Origin of the sequence: Streptomyces sp. NPDC015032 (assembly GCF_043080425.1) — a bacterium.
Classification (GTDB): Bacteria; Actinomycetota; Actinomycetes; order Streptomycetales; family Streptomycetaceae; genus Streptomyces.
Genome location: NZ_JBIBVN010000010.1, coordinates 93,540 through 110,724 on the forward strand (window position 1 = coordinate 93,540; position 17,185 = coordinate 110,724).

Genomic DNA, 17,185 nt, shown 5'->3' on the forward strand with positions numbered 1-17,185 from the left:
GCATGGAACCGTCCACCGGCGCACGACACTGCCCCTTCGACTATGCCGAAGCCCTCGAATTCGACCCGGTACTCAGGCACTTGATGACCGAAGAACCCGTATCCCGCATCCGGCTGCCGCACGGCGACGGTGATGCGTGGCTCGTCACCGGCTACGACGACGTCCGCACGGTGACCACCGACCGGCGCTTCAGCCGGACCGCCATCATCGGCCGGAACTTCCCGCGCATGACCCCCGAGCCGATCGTTCAGGACGAAGCGATCAACGTGATGGACCCGCCGGGCAGCAGCCGGTTGCGCAGCCTGATCTCCAAGGGCTTCGCACCTCGTCACATGGAGCGCATGAAGGTGCGCACCCAGCATGTCGTAAACGACTTGCTGGACCGCATGGAGGAGCACGGTGCCCCCGCCGACCTCTTCGAGCATCTGGCGGCCCCGCTGCCCCTGATCACCATCTGCGAGGTCCTCGATATTCCCGGGGCCGACCAGGCGCAGCTGCGCGTCCATGCCCGGACCATGATGGACACCACCGTCGAGAACCGGGACAACGCGGTACGGGCCAAGGCCGATCTCCGCGCCTACTTCCAGACGTTGACTGCCGAACGGCGCGCGAACCCGGGCGACGACCTGATCAGCGCACTGGCCACGGCGCGCGACGGGGACGAGATCCTCGACGACCAGGAACTGACCGTGATGGCCATGGTCCTGCTCATCACCGGCCAGGACACCACCACGTACGAGATCGGCAACATCTGCTACACGCTGCTCACCAGGCCGGACGAGCTCGCTCTGATCCGCGAACGCCCGGACATGCTCCCGCAGGCCATCGAGGAGCTGCTGCGCTTCATCCCCTTCCGCAAGGGCGTCGGCATCCCCCGGGTCGCCACCGAGGACGTGGAACTGAGCGGGGTGATGATCCGGGCGGGGGACATCGTGCACGTCTCCTACCTGACGGCCAATCGCGACGGCCGGAAGTTCGACCGGCCCGACGAGCTGGACCTGGAGCGCGAGGGCCCGTCGCACATGACTTTCGGCTGGGGCGGCCACCACTGTCTCGGCGCCCCGCTCGCCGCCACGGAGCTCCAGGTGGCCATCGGGACCCTGCTGGAACGCTTCCCCGCACTGAAGCTGGCGACGCCCGCCGAGAACGTACGCTGGAACAAGACGTCGATCTGGCGCTATCCCCTCGAACTGCCCGTCACCTGGTGACAGGGGGCGACGTGCGTCTGCGCGACAGACCGTGCGGACCATGACAGTCATCGATGATGCGTCGCGACAGGGCGCCCGGCGGCCCGGAACCATCCCGGGGCGGCAGGGCGCTCTGTTCGTGCGTCGTCGCGCCGTCGCGTCGGCTCGACATGCGGCCCTGATTCGTCTGCCGTAACGTGATCCCGACGGCCACCCAGCCGTGGCGGATCAGCATCCGCCCACGAACGGCTAGAACTCAGTCTTCGACGGTCGGCCCGTCCGCGCCCGTTCCAGGGGTATCGAACCCGGCGCAGGAATCCACCGGACCCCGGATACGCGCGACGCCGCGCGTACCGAGCCGTGGTGGCCACTCCCGCATCGACGAACACCCCTTACCTGTCTTCCGGGCCCGGCCGTGTGGACCAAGTCCGCTAGGAGGAGTTCCATGGCGGTTCTCTGCAAGCCGGCAATCGAGGTTCCCGAGTACGTCATCACCAACGAGGAAACCCTTGAGCTGGCTCAACGGTTGCACGGCGACCATCCGCAGATCGACCTGGTCCTTCGCTTGATCGAACACACCGGGGTGCAGAAGCGGCACCTGATCCAACCGATCGACAAGGTGCTGCAACATCCGGGCTTCGACGCCCGCAGCATCACGTACGAGGAGCACACCAAGGCCCGGGTGCCGGCGGTGGTACGCCGGGCGCTCGACGAGGCCGAACTGGAGCCGCAGCAGATCGACTTGATCATCTACGTCTCCTGCACCGGCTTCATGATGCCGCCGCCGACCGCGTGGCTCATCGGCAACATGGGCTTCCGGCCGGAGACGCGGCAGCTGCCCATCGCCCAACTCGGCTGCGCGGCGGGCGGTGCAGCAGTCAACCGGGCCCACGACTACTGCACGGCATACCCCGACGCCAATGTGCTGATCGTCGCCTGCGAATTCTGCTCGCTCTGCTACCAGCCCACCGACCTGGGTGTCGGATCCCTGCTGTCCAACGGCCTGTTCGGCGACGGCATAGCCGCCGTCGTGCTCCGGGGCCGTGGCGGCACGGGGGTCCGCCTGGAGCGCAACGGCTCGTTCATCATCCCGGACACCGAGGACTGGATCTCCTACGCGGTCCGCTCCACCGGGTTCCACTTCCAGCTCGACAAGCGGGTACCCGGAACCATGGAACCCCTCGCCCCGGCCCTGAACGCCGTCGCGGAGGATTACCAGTGGAACGCCAGCAAGCTGGACTTCTACATCATCCACGCGGGCGGCCCGCGCATCCTGGACGACCTGAGCCGCTTCCTCGACGTACCGCCCGAAGCGTTCCGCTTCAGTCGGGCCACGCTCACCGAGTACGGCAACATCGCCAGTGCGGTGGTGCTCGACGCCCTTGGCCGGATGTTCGACGAGGCATCGGCCCTGGATGGTCACCGCGGCCTGATGGCCGGCTTCGGTCCCGGGATCACCGCCGAGATCTCCCTCGGCACCTGGACGACAAACTCCGAGTCCTGACACTCCGGCCTCCAGCCCGTCCGGCGCGCGAGGACTGGGCACCCGGAGGCAGCTTCCCGGTCACGGGAGGGGGTGGGGCGGGCGGGGCGGGAAAGAAGGCGCGGGCGGGAAGGGCGGGCTCGGAGAGGTCAAGCCCTGCACCGCGGCCCGCCCTCGCACCGCCGCCCGCCCCTTCCCATGACCCGCGCCCTCCGCCCTTCCCGCCCCGCCCCATCCATCCCGCCTCCGCCCTTCCCACCCCATCCGTCCCGCCTCCGCCCATCCCACCCCATCCGTCCCGCCTCCCCTCCCGTTTCCGTCCCGCCTCCCCTCCCGTGACCCGCCCCTTCCGTTTCCGTCCCGCCTCCTGTCAGTGGCGGATGCCAGACTCGACGGCATGACCGAACGTTGGGCTCTGGCCACCACAGAGACCGGCGGTGCCCTTCTCGCCCCGCTGGGCCCCACCGGTCTGCCCACCGCCCCGGTCCTGACCGAGCCCGACCTCGTGGAGGCTGTCCGCTCCCGCCCGGACGTCACCCGCTGGGTCTGGCGGTCCACCGCGGAGATCTACCCGCGTCTGCTGGCCGCCGGCGTCCCCGTGGCCCGTTGTTACGACATCGAGGTCGCCGAATCCCTTCTCCTCGCCCACGAGGGCCGTCTCAGCGAACCCCGCTCCGCGGCCGCGGCCCACGCCCGCCTGCGCAACGCTCCCGTGCCGCCCGACCCCCCGCCCCGTTCCGCCGAGCCCGGCTCGCAGTCCTCCCTCTTCGAGCCGTCGAAGGGCACGGACCTGCTCTTCGACGACCTGCTCCAGGTGTACGCCGAACAGCTCCGCCGCCACGACACCACCGCACACCCCGGGCGGATGCGCTTGCTGACGGCCGCCGAATCGGCGGGCATGCTGGTCGCCGCCGAGATGAACCGGTCCGGCCTTCCCTGGCGCGCGGATGTGCACCGGGAAGTGCTCCAGGAACTGCTCGGCGAGCGCTACGCGGGCGGCGGCGAGCCCCGCAGGCTGGCCGAGCTGACCGACCAGGTGTCGGCCGCCTTCGGCAGACGGGTCCGCCCCGACCTCCCGGCCGACGTGGTGAAGGCGTTCGCACAGGCCGGCATCAAGGTGAGGTCCACCCGGCGCTGGGAACTGGAGGAGCTGGACCATCCGGCGGTGGAGCCCCTCGTCCAGTACAAGAAGCTGTACCGGATCTGGACGGCACACGGCTGGAGCTGGCTCCAGGACTGGGTGCGCGACGGCCGCTTCCGCCCCGAGTACCAGCCCGGCGGCACGGTCAGCGGCCGCTGGACGACCAACGGCGGAGGGGCCCTGCAGATCCCCAAGGTGATACGGCGGGCGGTCGTCGCCGACGAGGGCTGGTGCCTCGTCGTCGCGGACGCCGACCAGATGGAGCCCAGGGTCCTGGCCGCGATCTCCCGAGACCGCGGCCTGATGGAGGTGGCGGGCCACGACGGCGACCTCTACACGGCCCTGTCGGACCGGGCCTTCCAGGGCGACCGGGAGCACGCCAAGCTCGCGCTGCTGGGCGCGGTCTACGGCCAGACCTCGGGCGACGGCCTGAAGAACCTGGCCGCCCTGCGTCGGAGATTTCCTCTGGCCGTGGCCTATGTCGACGAGGCGGCGAAGGCCGGCGAGGAGGGACGTCTCGTACGGACATGGCTGGGGCGGACCAGTCCGCCCGCCGCCGGGAGCCGCGACGACGACGAGGCCGGCATCCCGCAGGAGAGCACCGAACAGTCCGCCGCCGACAGTGAGTTCACGCCTGGTTACGCATCGACGGACGCCCGGGCACGGGGCCGCTTCACCCGCAACTTCGTGGTGCAGGGCAGCGCCGCGGACTGGGCTCTGCTGCTCCTGGCCGCCCTCCGCCGGACAATCGCCTCCGCCGGCCTCCGGGCCGAACTGGTCTTCTTCCAGCACGACGAGGTGATCGTGCACTGCCCACGGGAGGAGGCCGAGGCGGTGACGGAGGCGATCCGGGCGGCCGCCGACCTGGCCGGACGGACCGCCTTCGGTGAGACACCGGTACTTTTTCCGTTCACGACGGCGGTGGTGGAGCGCTACTCGGACGCGAAGTAGTCCACCCCCGCCACGCCCTGGTCACCCTCCGGAGCCGGATCCTCCGCCGGTGCGTCGGTCACCCTCGTCGGGCCCCGGAGCGGACCGCGAAGGATGTCCCTGTGCCGGTTCTTCCCCGAACCCGGCCAGCCCGTGGTCGTAGTGCGCCGGACGCAGATGCTGATGTCGGTGGCGGGCATTGAGCAGATGAATGACGAACGCTGCGACCGCGATCATCCCGAGGACGACCACGACAGTGACCAGGGTGTCCATGCGGTACCGGCCCCCTTCGATGCGCAGGCCGACAGAACCGGCTCACCGGGAGCCGTACACATCCAGGCTACTCCGCTGCCCGGCAACCGCCCCCCGAACCGCGGGCCGTTCGCGTCCCGGCGCCCCGGACTCATGGACTCACGGCCCCACAGCCCCACAGCCCCACGGCCCCATTGCGTCACGGCGTCACGGCGTCACGGCGAGGAAGGGCCCGCTTCCCACAGCGCGGGGACGTTCGGCGGCGTCCAGCCGGGCTGCGCCAGGTGCCCCTGAAGGCAGCGGTAACTGGCCAAGCCGTACGTCACGACATCGCCCGCCGCGTACGTCGTCCCGACCGCCCAGCTGCCGTCCGGGTCGGTCGGCGGGTCCGTCGGGTCGGTGGGCGGGTCGGTCGGGGTGCCGTTGGTGACCAGGGTGAGCCCGTACGCCTGGAGCACCGGGTTCACCGGCTGAAAGTACGTCGTACCGCCCTGGGAGCAGTTGCCGGAGCCGCCGGAGGTGACGCCCTGCGCCTGGCTGCCGGAGATGAAGGAACCGCCGGAGTCGCCCGGTTCGGCGCACACATTGGTGCGGGTGACCCCGGAGACGATGCCCTCCTGGTAGGTGACGCTGGTGTTGCGCTGCTGGACCGTGCCGCAGTGCCAGCCGGTCGTCGAACCGGAGCGGCAGACCGACGACCCCTCCAGCGCCTCGGTGGACCCGGTGACCGTCACATCGCCGTTGCCGTACCCGTTCACCAGCGCACGCGGTGTCCAGCCGGTGTTCGTCGCGACCCAGGAGTAGTCACGGCCGGGGAAGGTGGAGCCCTGGAAGGAGCCCAGCGCCTGCTGGTTGTAGCCGCTGGTGCTGACCCCGGGCGTTCCGCAGTGACCGGCGCTGACGAAACCGGACTGGCTGCTGCCGCGCTTCACGGGGAAGCCGATGGAGCAGCGCCCCGAACCGTTCATGTAGTACGCGTCGCCACCCCTCAGATCCGTGAACGTACGTGGTTCCTCACTAGATTGACGCACCGTCACTTACTCGCTCGGCACATCCGCCGCAGCGAGGAAGGCATCGGCCGCCGAGGCGTGGGCGGCCTGCACGATCACGCGGTTGGTGGCCACATCGACGTACCAGGCGGGTATGCCCTTGGGGACCTTGCGCAGCGCCACCCGGTCCAACGCGGCCTTGGCGGCGTCGAGTTCGGCCAGGCTGCGGGTGACGACGACGGCCCGGGCACCGGCCCGGCCGATCCGGGCGGCGTCCGCGGCATCGGTGGTGGCAACAGTCAGGGCGGCGTCGTCGCCGCTCACCCGGGCTCCGGCGAAGTCCGCGCCGAGGGAGCGCTTCAGCCCGGCGGCGACGGCTGCCGCCCGGGACTCGTGGCCGATCCGGTCGCGCGCCTCGACCGTGGTCAGTCCGAGATCGCGGCGCATGGCCTCCAGCAGACCGGGCGAGAGCTGATCGGCGCCTGCGGCGGTGGGGGTGGCGAGGAGCGGGATCGGCGGACGCGCTGCCGGTCAGGCCGGCCAACGCGAGGATGCCGACGGCCACGGTGGCGGTACTCGCGGCCAGGGCACGTCTGCGGAGGGTGGATCTCTCCACGGAACTCTCCTTGACTTCGGGGGAATTGCCGCCAAGGTAGCCGCGTACACGTCACCGTCAGGAGATCCCGTTCTCCCCCTCACTTCGCGTTATGGGGCCGCGCCCATGAGTTCAGTCCATGCGAGCAGGTGGGCTGCTGGGGGCCGGACGGTCCGCCGATGTGCACGCGCTCGACGAGCAGTGGGCACTGCGCCGGCACCGCGACGGCATGGACGCCACCCATGAGTGGTCGGTCATGTGCTACCTCGTTCGCCCACGGCTACCTGGTATACGGCAACGCCTCGCCCCTGGCATGGGAGCTGCCAGGGGCGAGGCGTCTCGCGTCGTGGCCACGGACCGTATCCAGTCTTCGCGCGCGACTCCGTCTGCCCAGTGCGGACCCTGGGCGGCACCGGCGGAACTGCGTCCCGGGTGGTACCGGCCGTGGCGCTCAGAAGCACGGAAGCGTGGTTCCTACGGAGCTGATGGCCTCGGAGCCCTTACGGCTTCGCCGATTTCGGATGGCCAAGCGGGCCTGTATCGGGCAACGAAATCGGCGAAGTCCTCGCACAGGTACTGCGGATCACACGGCTTCAGCCGTATCTGCTGGTGACCGCTGTGCACCCACCAGACCTCGAAGTCGGTCACCGTCCCTTCGACAGGCCAGTCCGCGATTCGCTCGCGAGGCAGAAGCACGACATCGACAAACCCTTCGACACCGAGGCCGATGTCCACGAAGATGCCGATCGTTCCGGGCCTGGGCACCCGGACGACTGTGCCCGTGACGACCTGACCGAACCGCAGCTCACCTTGAATTCGCTCCCACTCCGCCTCGGTCACCACTCACGCATCGTTGCACGAACACCGGCTGGGACAAGTAGGGCCCGGTACGAGCTTCAGCTCGTACCGGGCCCAGCAACTGAAATGCGTCAACGGGCGAACGGGCCGGACACCCCGGGCGGGGAGTTCAGGCCGCTCAGGCCGCTCAGGCCGTGCCGTTGGGGTGCAGAACGACCTCGGTCCAGCCGTCGTCGCGGTTGTCGAAGTGCTCGTATCCCTGCGGCGCTTCCGCGAGCGGGAGTTCGTGCGAGACGATCCAGGACGGCTTGGCCTTGCCCAGCTGGATCAGGTTGCACAGCTGGCGGTTGTAGGCCTTGACGTTGGTCTGGCCGGTGCCCATCGACTGGCCCTTGAACCAGTACATGCCGTAGTCGAAAGCGATCTCTCCTTCGTCCTTGTAGAGCTGGTCCGGGCTGCCGGGGTCCTGCGGTACGAAGACGCCGACCACGCCGATGGTGCCGGTGAACTTCACCGACTGCACCAGGTTGTTCAGTGTCAGGTTCGGCTGCTCGTGCCCCTGGGCGTCGTGTGCCTGGTAACCCACGCACTCACACCCGCAGTCCACGCCCAGACCGTTGGTGTGGTCGTTGATCTGGTCGATCGGCGAGCCCTGGGAGTCGTCGATGGGGATGGCACCGATCTCCTCGGCCAGCCGCAGCCGGTCCGGATGACGGTCGACGACCATCACCTTGGCGGCACTCTTGAGGTTCGCCGACAGGGCGGCCATCAGGCCGACCGGCCCGGCACCGTAAATGGCGACGGTCTCACCCGGTCGCACCCCCGCGAGCTCGGTGCAGTGCCAGCCGGTCGGGAAGACATCGGACAGCATCACGTAATCGGTCTGCTTCTCCCACGCTTCCTCCGGCAGCACCAGGCAGTTGAAATCGCCGTACGGAACCCGCAGGTACTCGGCCTGCCCTCCGTTGTACGGGCCCATTCCCGCGAAGCCGTACGCGGCACCGGCCATCCTCGGGTCCGTCGGTGTGGTCAGACAGAACGCCGTCAGCCCGTTGTCGCAGTTGCGGCAGAACCCGCAGCTGATGTTGAACGGCAGACAGACCAGGTCCCCCACCCTCACCCGGTCCACGCCGTCACCGATCTCGATCACCTCACCCATGCTCTCGTGCCCCAGAACGCGCCCCGGCTCCATGTCGGTGCGCCCCTCGTACATGTGCAGATCCGACCCGCAGATGTTCGCCGAGGTGACCTTGACCAGCACGTCCGTCGGCCGCTCGATCCTCGCATCCGGCACATCCCTGACGCTCACCGAACGCGGCCCGTCATACACCAGCGCCTTCATGGGATCGCCTCCACATTCCCCATTCCGGATTCCTCGTTCCGGCCTCGCCCAGGCCCCTACGGGCCTCGCTCCGGAAACTCCCTCGCTTCGGAATGCGCATAAAGAAGATTCAATGACTGGAAGATTCAATGACTACACGCGGGGCCCTTGACTGCACCGGGGTTCGTCGATTGCATACGGCCTCACCGCACACGGGCTTTCGACTGCACTTGGGGCGGCACTCCACGCCTCTTCAACCCTCCCACCGGGGCGTGGCGTGTCAAACGCAGAACCTCCCCGCCGGAACGCGGCGGGGAGGGGCCGGATCCACCGCGCCGGTCAGGACGAACGCGCCGCCATGGTCCACTGAGGATCACGGACGAGGGCCCGCGCCGCAGAACCGGAACCCCTGTAGCACGGGCGTCGGTGGCGAAATGGCGACGGCGTCGACATCGCCGTTCAGCCGCCGGTGCCGCCCGGTATGCGGGCCAGGTACATCTGTCCCGGGTTGTTCAGGGAGCTGTTGCGGTTCTTCCGCTGATCCGCTGCCGAACGGCTTCGCAGAGGATCGCGGTCGCGGCATTCGCCGCGTTCAGTGAGCTCGCGGAGCCGGTCATCGGGATGCTGACCGTGTAGTCGCACAACGTACGCCAGGTGTTGCTGAGTCCGGCTGTCTCATTGCCGATCAGCAGCAGTGTCGGCTGGGTGAAGTCAAAATCGAACACGTCGCAGTCGCCATGCTCGTCCGTACCGACCAGGACGATCGGTGTTCCGTCGGCCCGGCGAGCGTCCACCCAGTCCATCACCTCGCCCGGTGACGGCACCCGGACGGCGGGCAGGGAGAACAGCGAGCCGGTGCTCGATCGGACTGATTTCGGGTCGTAGACGTCGGCGGCGTGCCCCGCCACGATCAGACCATGGGCGCCCAGAGCATCCGCCGAGCGAATGATGCTGCCGATGTTCCCCGGACTGGTCGGCCGGTCGAACAGTAAGCCCAGGAAGTCTTCCGGGACCATGATCCGGCCGAGGTCATCGGCGGGCATCTCCACGACGGCGACGACCTCGGGCGGGGCCTCGCTCTTCTCGCCCAGCTCCATCAGTAAGTCCCGGGCCATCACGATCTGCTCCGTTCGCACCGTACGAAGGAGCTCCCGCGCCCACTTCGACAGCTCCCGCTCTCCGTCGTAGAGGAGCGTGCGTACGGGCCAGCCCTGCTCCACCGCGAGCGAGATCGGACGGACTCCCAGGACCAGGAACTCACCGGCGCGCGTGCGCTTGTTGCGGTTGCCGAGCAATGCCTGCCACTGCTGGAAGCGAGCGTTGCGTGAGGTGATCCGCTGAGCCGCCGGCATCCGCTCTCCACGTGATCTTGGCATTCTCAAAAGCCTAACTCCCGTTCCAGGTACGGACAAAGGCGTTCGTGATCCTGAACGGAACCGTGCTGCCGATCGACCGGATCGCCGCCGGCCGGCCGCACTACTCGGGGAAGAAGCGGACCCACGGAATGAACGTCCAGGTCCTGACCGACCCGTTCGGACGACTGCGGTGCGCATCGCCCGCGCTGCCGGGCGCGGCGCACGATCTGACGGCGCCACGCGAGCACGGCATCAAACGACGCGCTCGCCGAGGCCGGCCTCAAGTGCTGGGCGGACAAGGCGCATCAAAGCACGGAGCAAAAAAGCCCAGGTCACACAAGGTGTGACCTGGGCTTTGACTGAGCCGCCTTCGGGATTCGAACCCGAGACCTACGCATTACGAGTGCGTTGCTCTGGCCAACTGAGCTAAGGCGGCACGCCCTGTCGCACCATGGTGCGATCAGCAGCGTCGCCAAGTCTACACAGTTTCCGGGGGTGCTCCGCACCAGCCCGGATCCGGACCGTCTTCGCAGGTCAGCAGCAGGTCAGCAGGAGAACACTGGCCGTCCGGGCGGGATCAGGAACACTGCTTGCCGTCGCTCGGCGGGGTGCCGTCCAGGAGGTAGGTGTTGATCGCCGTGTCGATGCAGTCGCTGCCGCGGCCGTAGGCCGTGTGGCCGTCGCCCCGGTAGGTGAGGAGGGTGCCGGAGGAGAGCTGGCCGGCCAGGGACTCGGCCCACTTGTACGGGGTGGCCGGGTCGCGGGTGGTGCCGACCACGACGATCGGGTCCGCGCCCTTCGCCTCGATGCGGTGGGGAGTGCCGGTGGGCCGGACCGGCCAGTGGGCGCAGTTCAGGGCGGCCCAGGTGAAGGTCCTGCCGAAGACCGGGGACGCCTTCTCGAAAGCGGGAAGCGCCTGGGCGGCGGCATCGGCATCGGCGAAGGCGGGCGGCAGGTCCAGGCAGTTCACGGCGGCGTTGGCGTACATCAGATTCGCGTACGTGCCGTTCGGCTCGCGTTCGTAGTAGCTGTCCGCCAGCGAGAGCAGGCCGGAGCCGTCGCCCTTCTCGGCACCGGCGAGGGCGACGCGGAGCTGGGGCCAGGACGACTCGTCGTACATGGCGGCGATGACTCCCGTGGTGGCGAGGGATTCCGTGAGCTTCCGGGAGTCGCCGGTGGGGATCGGCCTGGCGTCGAGGTGGGCGAAGAGCTGCTTCAGGCGGGCGGCCGCGTCGGTGGTGGAGGTGGTGCCGAGCGGGCAGCCCGCCTTCTTCACACAGTCGGCGGCGAAGGACTGGAACGCGGTCTCGAAGCCCGCGGTCTGGTCACGGTTCACTTCGACGGCGGGGAGCGACGGATCCATCGCGCCGTCCAGGACCAGGCGGCCGACCCTGGCGGGGAAGAGATCGGCGTACGTCGCACCGAGGTAGGTGCCGTACGACGCCCCGACGTAGTGCAGTTTCTCGTCGCCGAGCAGGGCTCGCAGCATGTCCATGTCGCGTGCCGTCTCCACGGTCGAGACATGCGGCAGGATCTCGCCGGAGTGCTGCTCGCAGCCGCTGGCGAACTCCTTGTAGGCGCCACTCAGCCTGGCGACCTCTCCGGCGTCGTCCGGTGTCTGGTCGACCTGCGTGTAGGCGTCCATCTGCGGACTGGTGAGGCACTCGACGGGCTCGCTGCGGGCCACGCCGCGCGGGTCGATGGCGACCATGTCGTAGCGGGCCCGGACCTGGGCGGGGTAGCCGACGGCCGCGTAGCTCTGGAGGTAGCCGATGGCCGAAGCGCCGGGGCCGCCCGGATTCACCAGGAGGGAGCCGATTCGTTCGCCGGGCCCGGTGGCCTTCGCGCGGGAGACGGCCAGCTTCATGTCGCCGCCGTCGGGCTTTCCGTAGTCCCTGGGCGCCTTCATTGTCGCGCACTGGAATCCCTCGACGCCGCAGTCCCGCCAGTCCAGCCGCTGCGCGTAGTACGGCTTGAGCGCCGCGGGGACGGGTGCGGCGGACGGCGAGGTGCTCGTGGAACCGCCACTGCTGCAGCCGGAGACGAGAAGGCCGGCCGTGCCGAGCACGGTGGCAAGGATGCGGAGCGGGCGCCTGGTGTCCATCCCCGGAGCGTAGCCGCCGCGTGACGGCCCACCCGTTTTCCCGCTCGTACGGGTGAAAGCGGCGACGGACGATGACAAACGGTGATGCGTGGTGACCGATGGCTCGATGTCCGGTGACCGGTGACCGACGCTCTCAATGTGCGGTGACCGGTGACCGACGCTCTCAATGTGCGGTGACCGGTGACCGACGCTCTCGATGTGCGGAGACGATGGCTGGTGAGGCCGCGCGCGTCGATGGCTGGTGTCAGCCCGCGCGCAGCGCCATCGTCATCGCCTCCACCGCGAGCAGCGGCGCCACATTGCGGTCCAGCGCCCGGCGGCAGGCGGTCACCGCCTCTATCCGGCGCAGGGTGCGCTCGGGCGTGGAGGAGCGGGCGATGCGGTCGAGGGCGTCCTGTGCGTCCGCGTTGGCGATGGCGATCCGCGAGCCCAGCTGGATCGCCAGTACGTCGCGGTAGAAGCCGGTCAGGTCGGTGAGTGCGAGATCGAGGCTGTCGCGCTGGGTACGGGTCTTGCGGCGCTTCTGTCTGTCCTCCAGCTCCTTCATCACCCCCGCCGTGCCGCGCGGCATCCGCCCCCCGGCGGCGGCACCGAGCGCCGCCTTCATCTCTTCCGTCTCCTTGGCGTCGACCTCCTCCGAGACCTGCTTTGCATCATCGGTGGCGGTGTCGATCAGCTCCTGGGCGGCCTTGAGACAGCCCCCGATGTCCTCGACACGCAGCGGGAGCTTGAGCACGGCGGCGCGACGCGAACGGGCCCGCTCGTCGGTGGCGAGGCGGCGGGCCCTGCCGATGTGGCCCTGGGTGGCGCGGGCGGCGGACGCGGCGCGCTCCGGATCGATGCCGTCGCGCCGGATCAGGACATCGGCCACCGCGTCGACCGGGGGCGTACGCAGGGTGAGGTGGCGACAGCGGGAGCGGATGGTGGGCAGCACGTCTTCGAGGGAGGGCGCGCAGAGCAGCCACACCGTGCGCGGCGCGGGCTCCTCGACGGCCTTCAGCAGGACGTTCCCCGCACCTTCGGTGAGCCGGTCGGCGTCCTCTAGGACGATGACCTGCCAGCGGCCGACGGCCGGGGAGAGCTGGGCGCGGCGGACCAGCTCGCGGGTCTCCTTCACACCGATGGAGAGGAGGTCCGTACGGACCACCTCGACGTCGGCGTGGGTACCGATGAGGCTGGTGTGACAGCCGTCGCAGAAGCCGCAGCCCGGTGCGCCGCCCAGGGCACGATCCGGGCTGGTGCACTGGAGTGCGGCGGCGAAGGCGCGGGCGGCGGTGGAACGGCCGGAGCCCGGCGGTCCGGTGAACAGCCAGGCATGGGTCATCTTCGAACCCGGAGGAACCGGCTCCCCCGCGGAGTGGGCGGTGACCAGCACATCGGCGTCCCGCGCGGCCGCACCGAGCTGCTCCTGCACTCGGTCCTGGCCGACGAGGTCGTCCCATACGGTCACGGGTCACCGCCCTTCCGGTGGTGTGCGGCCGCGCGGCTGTCCTGCGATGCGGTCACGCGGCTGTGGTGTCGCTGCTTGTCGATCCGGCTTCCCGGCCCGGACCCGTCTCCCGGCCCCGGACCCGATTCCCGACCCGATTCCCCGACCAGTGTCCCGGACCCGGTTTCCGGACCCGTGTCCCCGGCCCGGGTTCCCGATCCGGCTTCCCATTGTGAGGGACGGGTCCGACAATCCCGGCGGGACGGGGGCCCGAAGAGACGGGGAACGGCTGCGGCGCGGTCCGGCTACCGGGCGGACCCGCCCGGCAGCCTGCCGCGATCAGCGGCGCGGCCGGCGTCCCCGGCCCGAGGAGCCCGGGTCCTCGCCGTCGCGGCGCTCGCCCAGCAGCTCGTCCGCCAGCGTCGGCAGATCGTCCAGCGGGGTCTCCTCGGCCCAGTCGGGACGAGGACGTCGGCTCCGGTGCTCCTGCCGTTCCCCGTGTTCCTGACCGTCCCAGTGGTCCTGAACCTGCCGCGGAGCGGCCGCGTGCGGGTCAGCGATCTGCGGAAGCTCGCGCGTCCGCTCGTTCTCGCTCTCCCGGGCGGAGTCCGTCGGCCGCTCGTCGCGGAAAATGCCCCGCGGAACCCGGTCCGCCGGATTGGCGTCCCGTGCGTCGTGTACGTCCCGCACCGGAGGAAGAACCGCCATCTCGTCCGCGGCACCCGCGGCACCTGCCGCGCCAGGACGCTCGGGCCGATCCGAACGGTCCGAGCGGCCCGAGCGGTCGTGGACCTTCGGAATCATCGCCGTCTCGGCCTCATCCGAGGACGAGGACGAGGACGAGGAGGAAGGCGAGGCCGTGGACGGGGTGCCCGGCGCCCGCACCGGCTGTGTGATGTCGTTCGGATTGACGATCGGGGTCGGCACCGTGATCTCGTTGTCCGGCACGGACGCCGCCGCAGCCGCCTCCGCCCGGGCCGACTCCGCCGCGGCAGCCGCCTCGGCCTCTGCCCGCCGACGGGCCTCCTCGGCCCGCAGCAGCGCCCCTTCGGCCTTGCGCTGCTTCTCCAGCCGCCGCGCCTCGGCCTCCTTGCGCAGCCGCGCCTCCTCCTCGGCCTGCTTGCGCAGCCTGGCCTGCTCGGCCTCGTGGGCCGCTTCCTCGGCCTCTCGCCTGACCCGCTCCTCCTCGGCCAGACGGCGGGCTTCCTCGGCGCGCTGCCGGGCTTCCTCGGCCTGGCGTTCGGCCTCGCGCCGGCGTGCCTCCTCCAGCTCGCGGCGCTTGCGCTCCTCCTCCTCGGCGCGGAGCTTGGCGAGCTGTGCCTGCCGCTCGCGCTCCAGCCGCTCCTCCTCGGCCTTGCGGGCCGCCTCTTCCTCGGCCTTGCGCCTGGCCTCTTCCTCGGCGGCCTTGCGCGCCTCCTCCTGGGCCTTGATCTCGGCCTCGGAGAGCGGAAGGAGCTGGTCGAGCCGGTGGCGTACGACCGTGGTGATCGCTTCCGGGTCCTGGCCCGCGTCCACCACCAGGTAGCGGGTCGGGTCGGCCGCGGCCAGCGTCAGGAAGCCGGACCGCACCCGGGCGTGGAACTCGGGCGGCTCGGACTCCAGCCGGTCGGGCGCCTCGGTGAACCGTTCCCGCGCGGTCTCCGGGTCGACGTCCAGCAGGACCGTCAGATGCGGTACGAGTCCGCTCGTCGCCCAGCGCGAGATCCGGGCGATCTCGGTCGGGGAGAGATCGCGGCCCGCGCCCTGGTAGGCGACGGACGAATCGATGTAACGGTCGGAGATGACGATCGCGCCGCGCTCCAGCGCCGGACGTACGACCGAGTCGACGTGCTCGGCGCGGTCGGCCGCGTACAGCAGTGCCTCCGCCCGGTTGGAGAGACCGGCCGAGGACACGTCGAGCAGGATCGAGCGCAGCCGCTTGCCGACGGGGGTCGCGCCCGGCTCGCGGGTGACGACGACCTCGTGGCCCTTGGCCCGGATCCACTCTGCGAGCGCCTCGACCTGGGTGGACTTGCCGGCGCCGTCGCCGCCCTCCAGGGCGAGGAAGAATCCGGTCGCGGCGGGAGCGACGGCCGGGTCGCCACCGCGCAGCGCCTCGCGCAGATCGCGGCGCAGCGGCACGCCGGAGCGGTCGTCCGTCTTCGCGAGGACGATCACGGCGACGGGCAGCAGCAGCGCGCCGATCAGCATCAGGGCGAAGGCCGCTCCGCCGTGGGCGAAGACGAAGCCGCCCGAGGTCAGCCGGTGGGTGCCGATCGCGGCGGCCAGCAGCGGGCCCGCGAGCGCGCCGAGCGCGACGAGGACCCGTACGACGGCCTGGAGGTGCTCCGTGGTCCTGGCCCGGCGGAACGCCTCGGTCTCCTGGTCGACCAGGACATGACCGGTGCCGGCGGCGACACCGGCCGCGTATCCGGCGAGCACCGCGATCATCAGCACGGTCGCCGTGTCCGGCACGAGGCCCATGACGAGGAGTGCGATGCCGGTGACGGCGATGGCCAGCGCGAGCAGCCGGCGCCGCGACAGCGCGGGCAGCACCTTCCCCGCGGTACGGATACCGACACCCGTGGCGCCGGTCAGGCCGAGGACCAGCAGGGCGAAGGTGGCGGGCCCGCCCCCCAGCTCGGCGGCGTGCAGTACGGCGGCGGCGGCTGCTGCCGCGATGGCTCCGGCGACGGCGGCCGAGGCGCCGACGAGCAGTGGTACGGCTCCGGTGCGGCCCTTGTCGGGTCCGCTGCCAGCCGACGGCCGGCGCAGGCCCTCCAGTGGCGAGCGCGGGCGGGGTGTCTGCGTGCCGGGCAGTTCCAGGAAGTACAGGGTGGAGATCGAGGCCGAGAAGAGCCCGGCCGCGACGTACGAGCCGAGGGCCGCCTGGTGGAGCGAGAACCACTCCAGACCCGAGCCCAGCAGATTGCCGACGAGCGTGGCGATCAGCAGGGCGGTCGCGGCGGCCGGAATGGCGGCGAAATCGGTACGGAGGGAGAGTCGGCGCAGCGCGTCGAGGCGGTCGGGCAGCGGGCGGACCGCGGCGCCCTCGGGGGGCGGGGCGGGCAGCAGCGCGGGGGCGGCTCCGTCCTTGGCGACCGTCCACAGGCGTTCGGCGGCGCCGACGACGAAGACGGTGATGAGGATCATCATGAGTGCCTTGTCGGGCATCCAGTCGATCCACAGGGGTGCGACGACCAGCAGCGCGAGCCGCAGCCCGTCCGTCCCGATCATCAGCCACCGCCGGTCCAGCGGCCCTCCGGGCGCGGTGAGCGTCGTCAGCGGCCCCAGAAGTACGGCTCCGAAGAGCAGGGTGGCAAGAATCCGGGCACCGAACACCGCGGCGACGGCAAACGCCGCCCCTCGGTACCCGGCTCCGAATGAGCCCTCCAGGACCGCCGCTTGCAGCGACATCAGCACCAGCACGAGAAGGGCGAGTGCATCGCCGATACTGCCGACGAGCTGGGCGCTCCACAGCCGCTTCAGCGGTGGAACACGCAACAGGGCTCGTACGGCGCGCTCGCGTGAGTCTGCGGCAAGTGTGTCGGAGGTGGGGCTCACGACCGTTGGCTGCTCGGCTCGCGTCATCCGCCCAGCCTATCCGGAGCGGCGGGGTCCC

10 protein-coding genes, 1 tRNA gene and 2 pseudogenes are annotated in these 17,185 nt (G+C 70.3%); 4 read left to right on the plus strand and 9 right to left on the minus strand.

The features are described from left to right. Positions 1-2: 2 nt before the first annotated feature. The 3 genes from ACF08M_RS16935 (at position 3) to ACF08M_RS16945 (ending at position 4,762) form a co-directional block, all read left to right on the plus strand. Entirely contained in the window at positions 3-1,208 is a 1,206-nt protein-coding gene (locus tag ACF08M_RS16935; protein WP_392186029.1) for a cytochrome P450, read from the plus strand. 424 nt (positions 1,209-1,632) lie between these two features. Next, positions 1,633-2,691 (plus strand): type III polyketide synthase, encoded by a 1,059-nt coding sequence (locus ACF08M_RS16940; protein WP_392186030.1) that lies wholly within the window; start codon positions 1,633-1,635, stop codon positions 2,689-2,691. A 376-nt stretch (positions 2,692-3,067) separates the two neighbouring features. Continuing rightward, positions 3,068-4,762: a bifunctional 3'-5' exonuclease/DNA polymerase gene (locus tag ACF08M_RS16945; protein ID WP_392186031.1), complete on the plus strand. Its 1,695-nt coding sequence runs from the start codon at positions 3,068-3,070 to the stop codon at positions 4,760-4,762. A gap of 21 nt (positions 4,763-4,783) precedes the next feature. Here the strand turns inward: ACF08M_RS16945 and ACF08M_RS16950 are convergent, their stop codons facing one another. The 5 genes and pseudogenes from ACF08M_RS16950 to ACF08M_RS16970 form a co-directional block, all read right to left on the minus strand. Further along, positions 4,784-5,014, minus strand: coding sequence for a hypothetical protein (locus tag ACF08M_RS16950; protein ID WP_392186032.1), 231 nt, complete (start codon positions 5,012-5,014; stop codon positions 4,784-4,786). Between the two features lie 194 nt (positions 5,015-5,208). Then, positions 5,209-6,598 (minus strand): annotated as a pseudogene (locus ACF08M_RS16955) (alpha-lytic protease prodomain-containing protein). Between the two features lie 453 nt (positions 6,599-7,051). After that, entirely contained in the window at positions 7,052-7,420 is a 369-nt protein-coding gene (locus ACF08M_RS16960; RefSeq protein WP_392186033.1) for a S1 RNA-binding domain-containing protein, read from the minus strand. A gap of 142 nt (positions 7,421-7,562) precedes the next feature. Further along, on the minus strand, positions 7,563-8,717 hold the full coding sequence (locus tag ACF08M_RS16965) for a glutathione-independent formaldehyde dehydrogenase (protein WP_392186034.1): 1,155 nt from the start codon (positions 8,715-8,717) through the stop codon (positions 7,563-7,565). Between the two features lie 491 nt (positions 8,718-9,208). Further along, the gene (locus ACF08M_RS16970; protein WP_392186149.1) at positions 9,209-10,048 is read right to left on the minus strand and encodes an RNA methyltransferase; all 840 of its coding nucleotides are present in this window, start codon (positions 10,046-10,048) and stop codon (positions 9,209-9,211) included. A gap of 56 nt (positions 10,049-10,104) precedes the next feature. Between ACF08M_RS16970 and ACF08M_RS16975 the strand changes: the two are divergent. Next, positions 10,105-10,360, plus strand: a pseudogene (locus ACF08M_RS16975) (transposase family protein); the annotation flags it as partial. 53 nt (positions 10,361-10,413) lie between these two features. On the opposite strand, the gene ACF08M_RS16980 reads toward ACF08M_RS16975, so the two are convergent. The 4 genes from ACF08M_RS16980 to tmk all read right to left on the minus strand — a co-directional run bounded on the left by ACF08M_RS16980 (position 10,414) and on the right by tmk (position 17,154). Then, positions 10,414-10,487, minus strand: a tRNA-Thr gene (locus ACF08M_RS16980). Positions 10,488-10,628: 141 nt separating this feature from the next. After that, positions 10,629-12,155 carry an alpha/beta hydrolase gene (locus tag ACF08M_RS16985; RefSeq protein WP_392186035.1) on the minus strand — a complete coding sequence of 509 codons (1,527 nt, stop codon included), beginning with the start codon at positions 12,153-12,155 and terminating at the stop codon, positions 10,629-10,631. A 244-nt stretch (positions 12,156-12,399) separates the two neighbouring features. Next, complete coding sequence (locus tag ACF08M_RS16990) at positions 12,400-13,605, minus strand: DNA polymerase III subunit delta' (protein WP_392186036.1); 1,206 nt, start codon at positions 13,603-13,605, stop codon at positions 12,400-12,402. Positions 13,606-13,923: 318 nt separating this feature from the next. Beyond that, positions 13,924-17,154, minus strand: a complete 3,231-nt coding sequence (gene tmk / locus ACF08M_RS16995; protein WP_392186037.1) for a dTMP kinase — start codon at positions 17,152-17,154, stop codon at positions 13,924-13,926. Between the last annotated feature and the right edge of the window lie 31 nt (positions 17,155-17,185).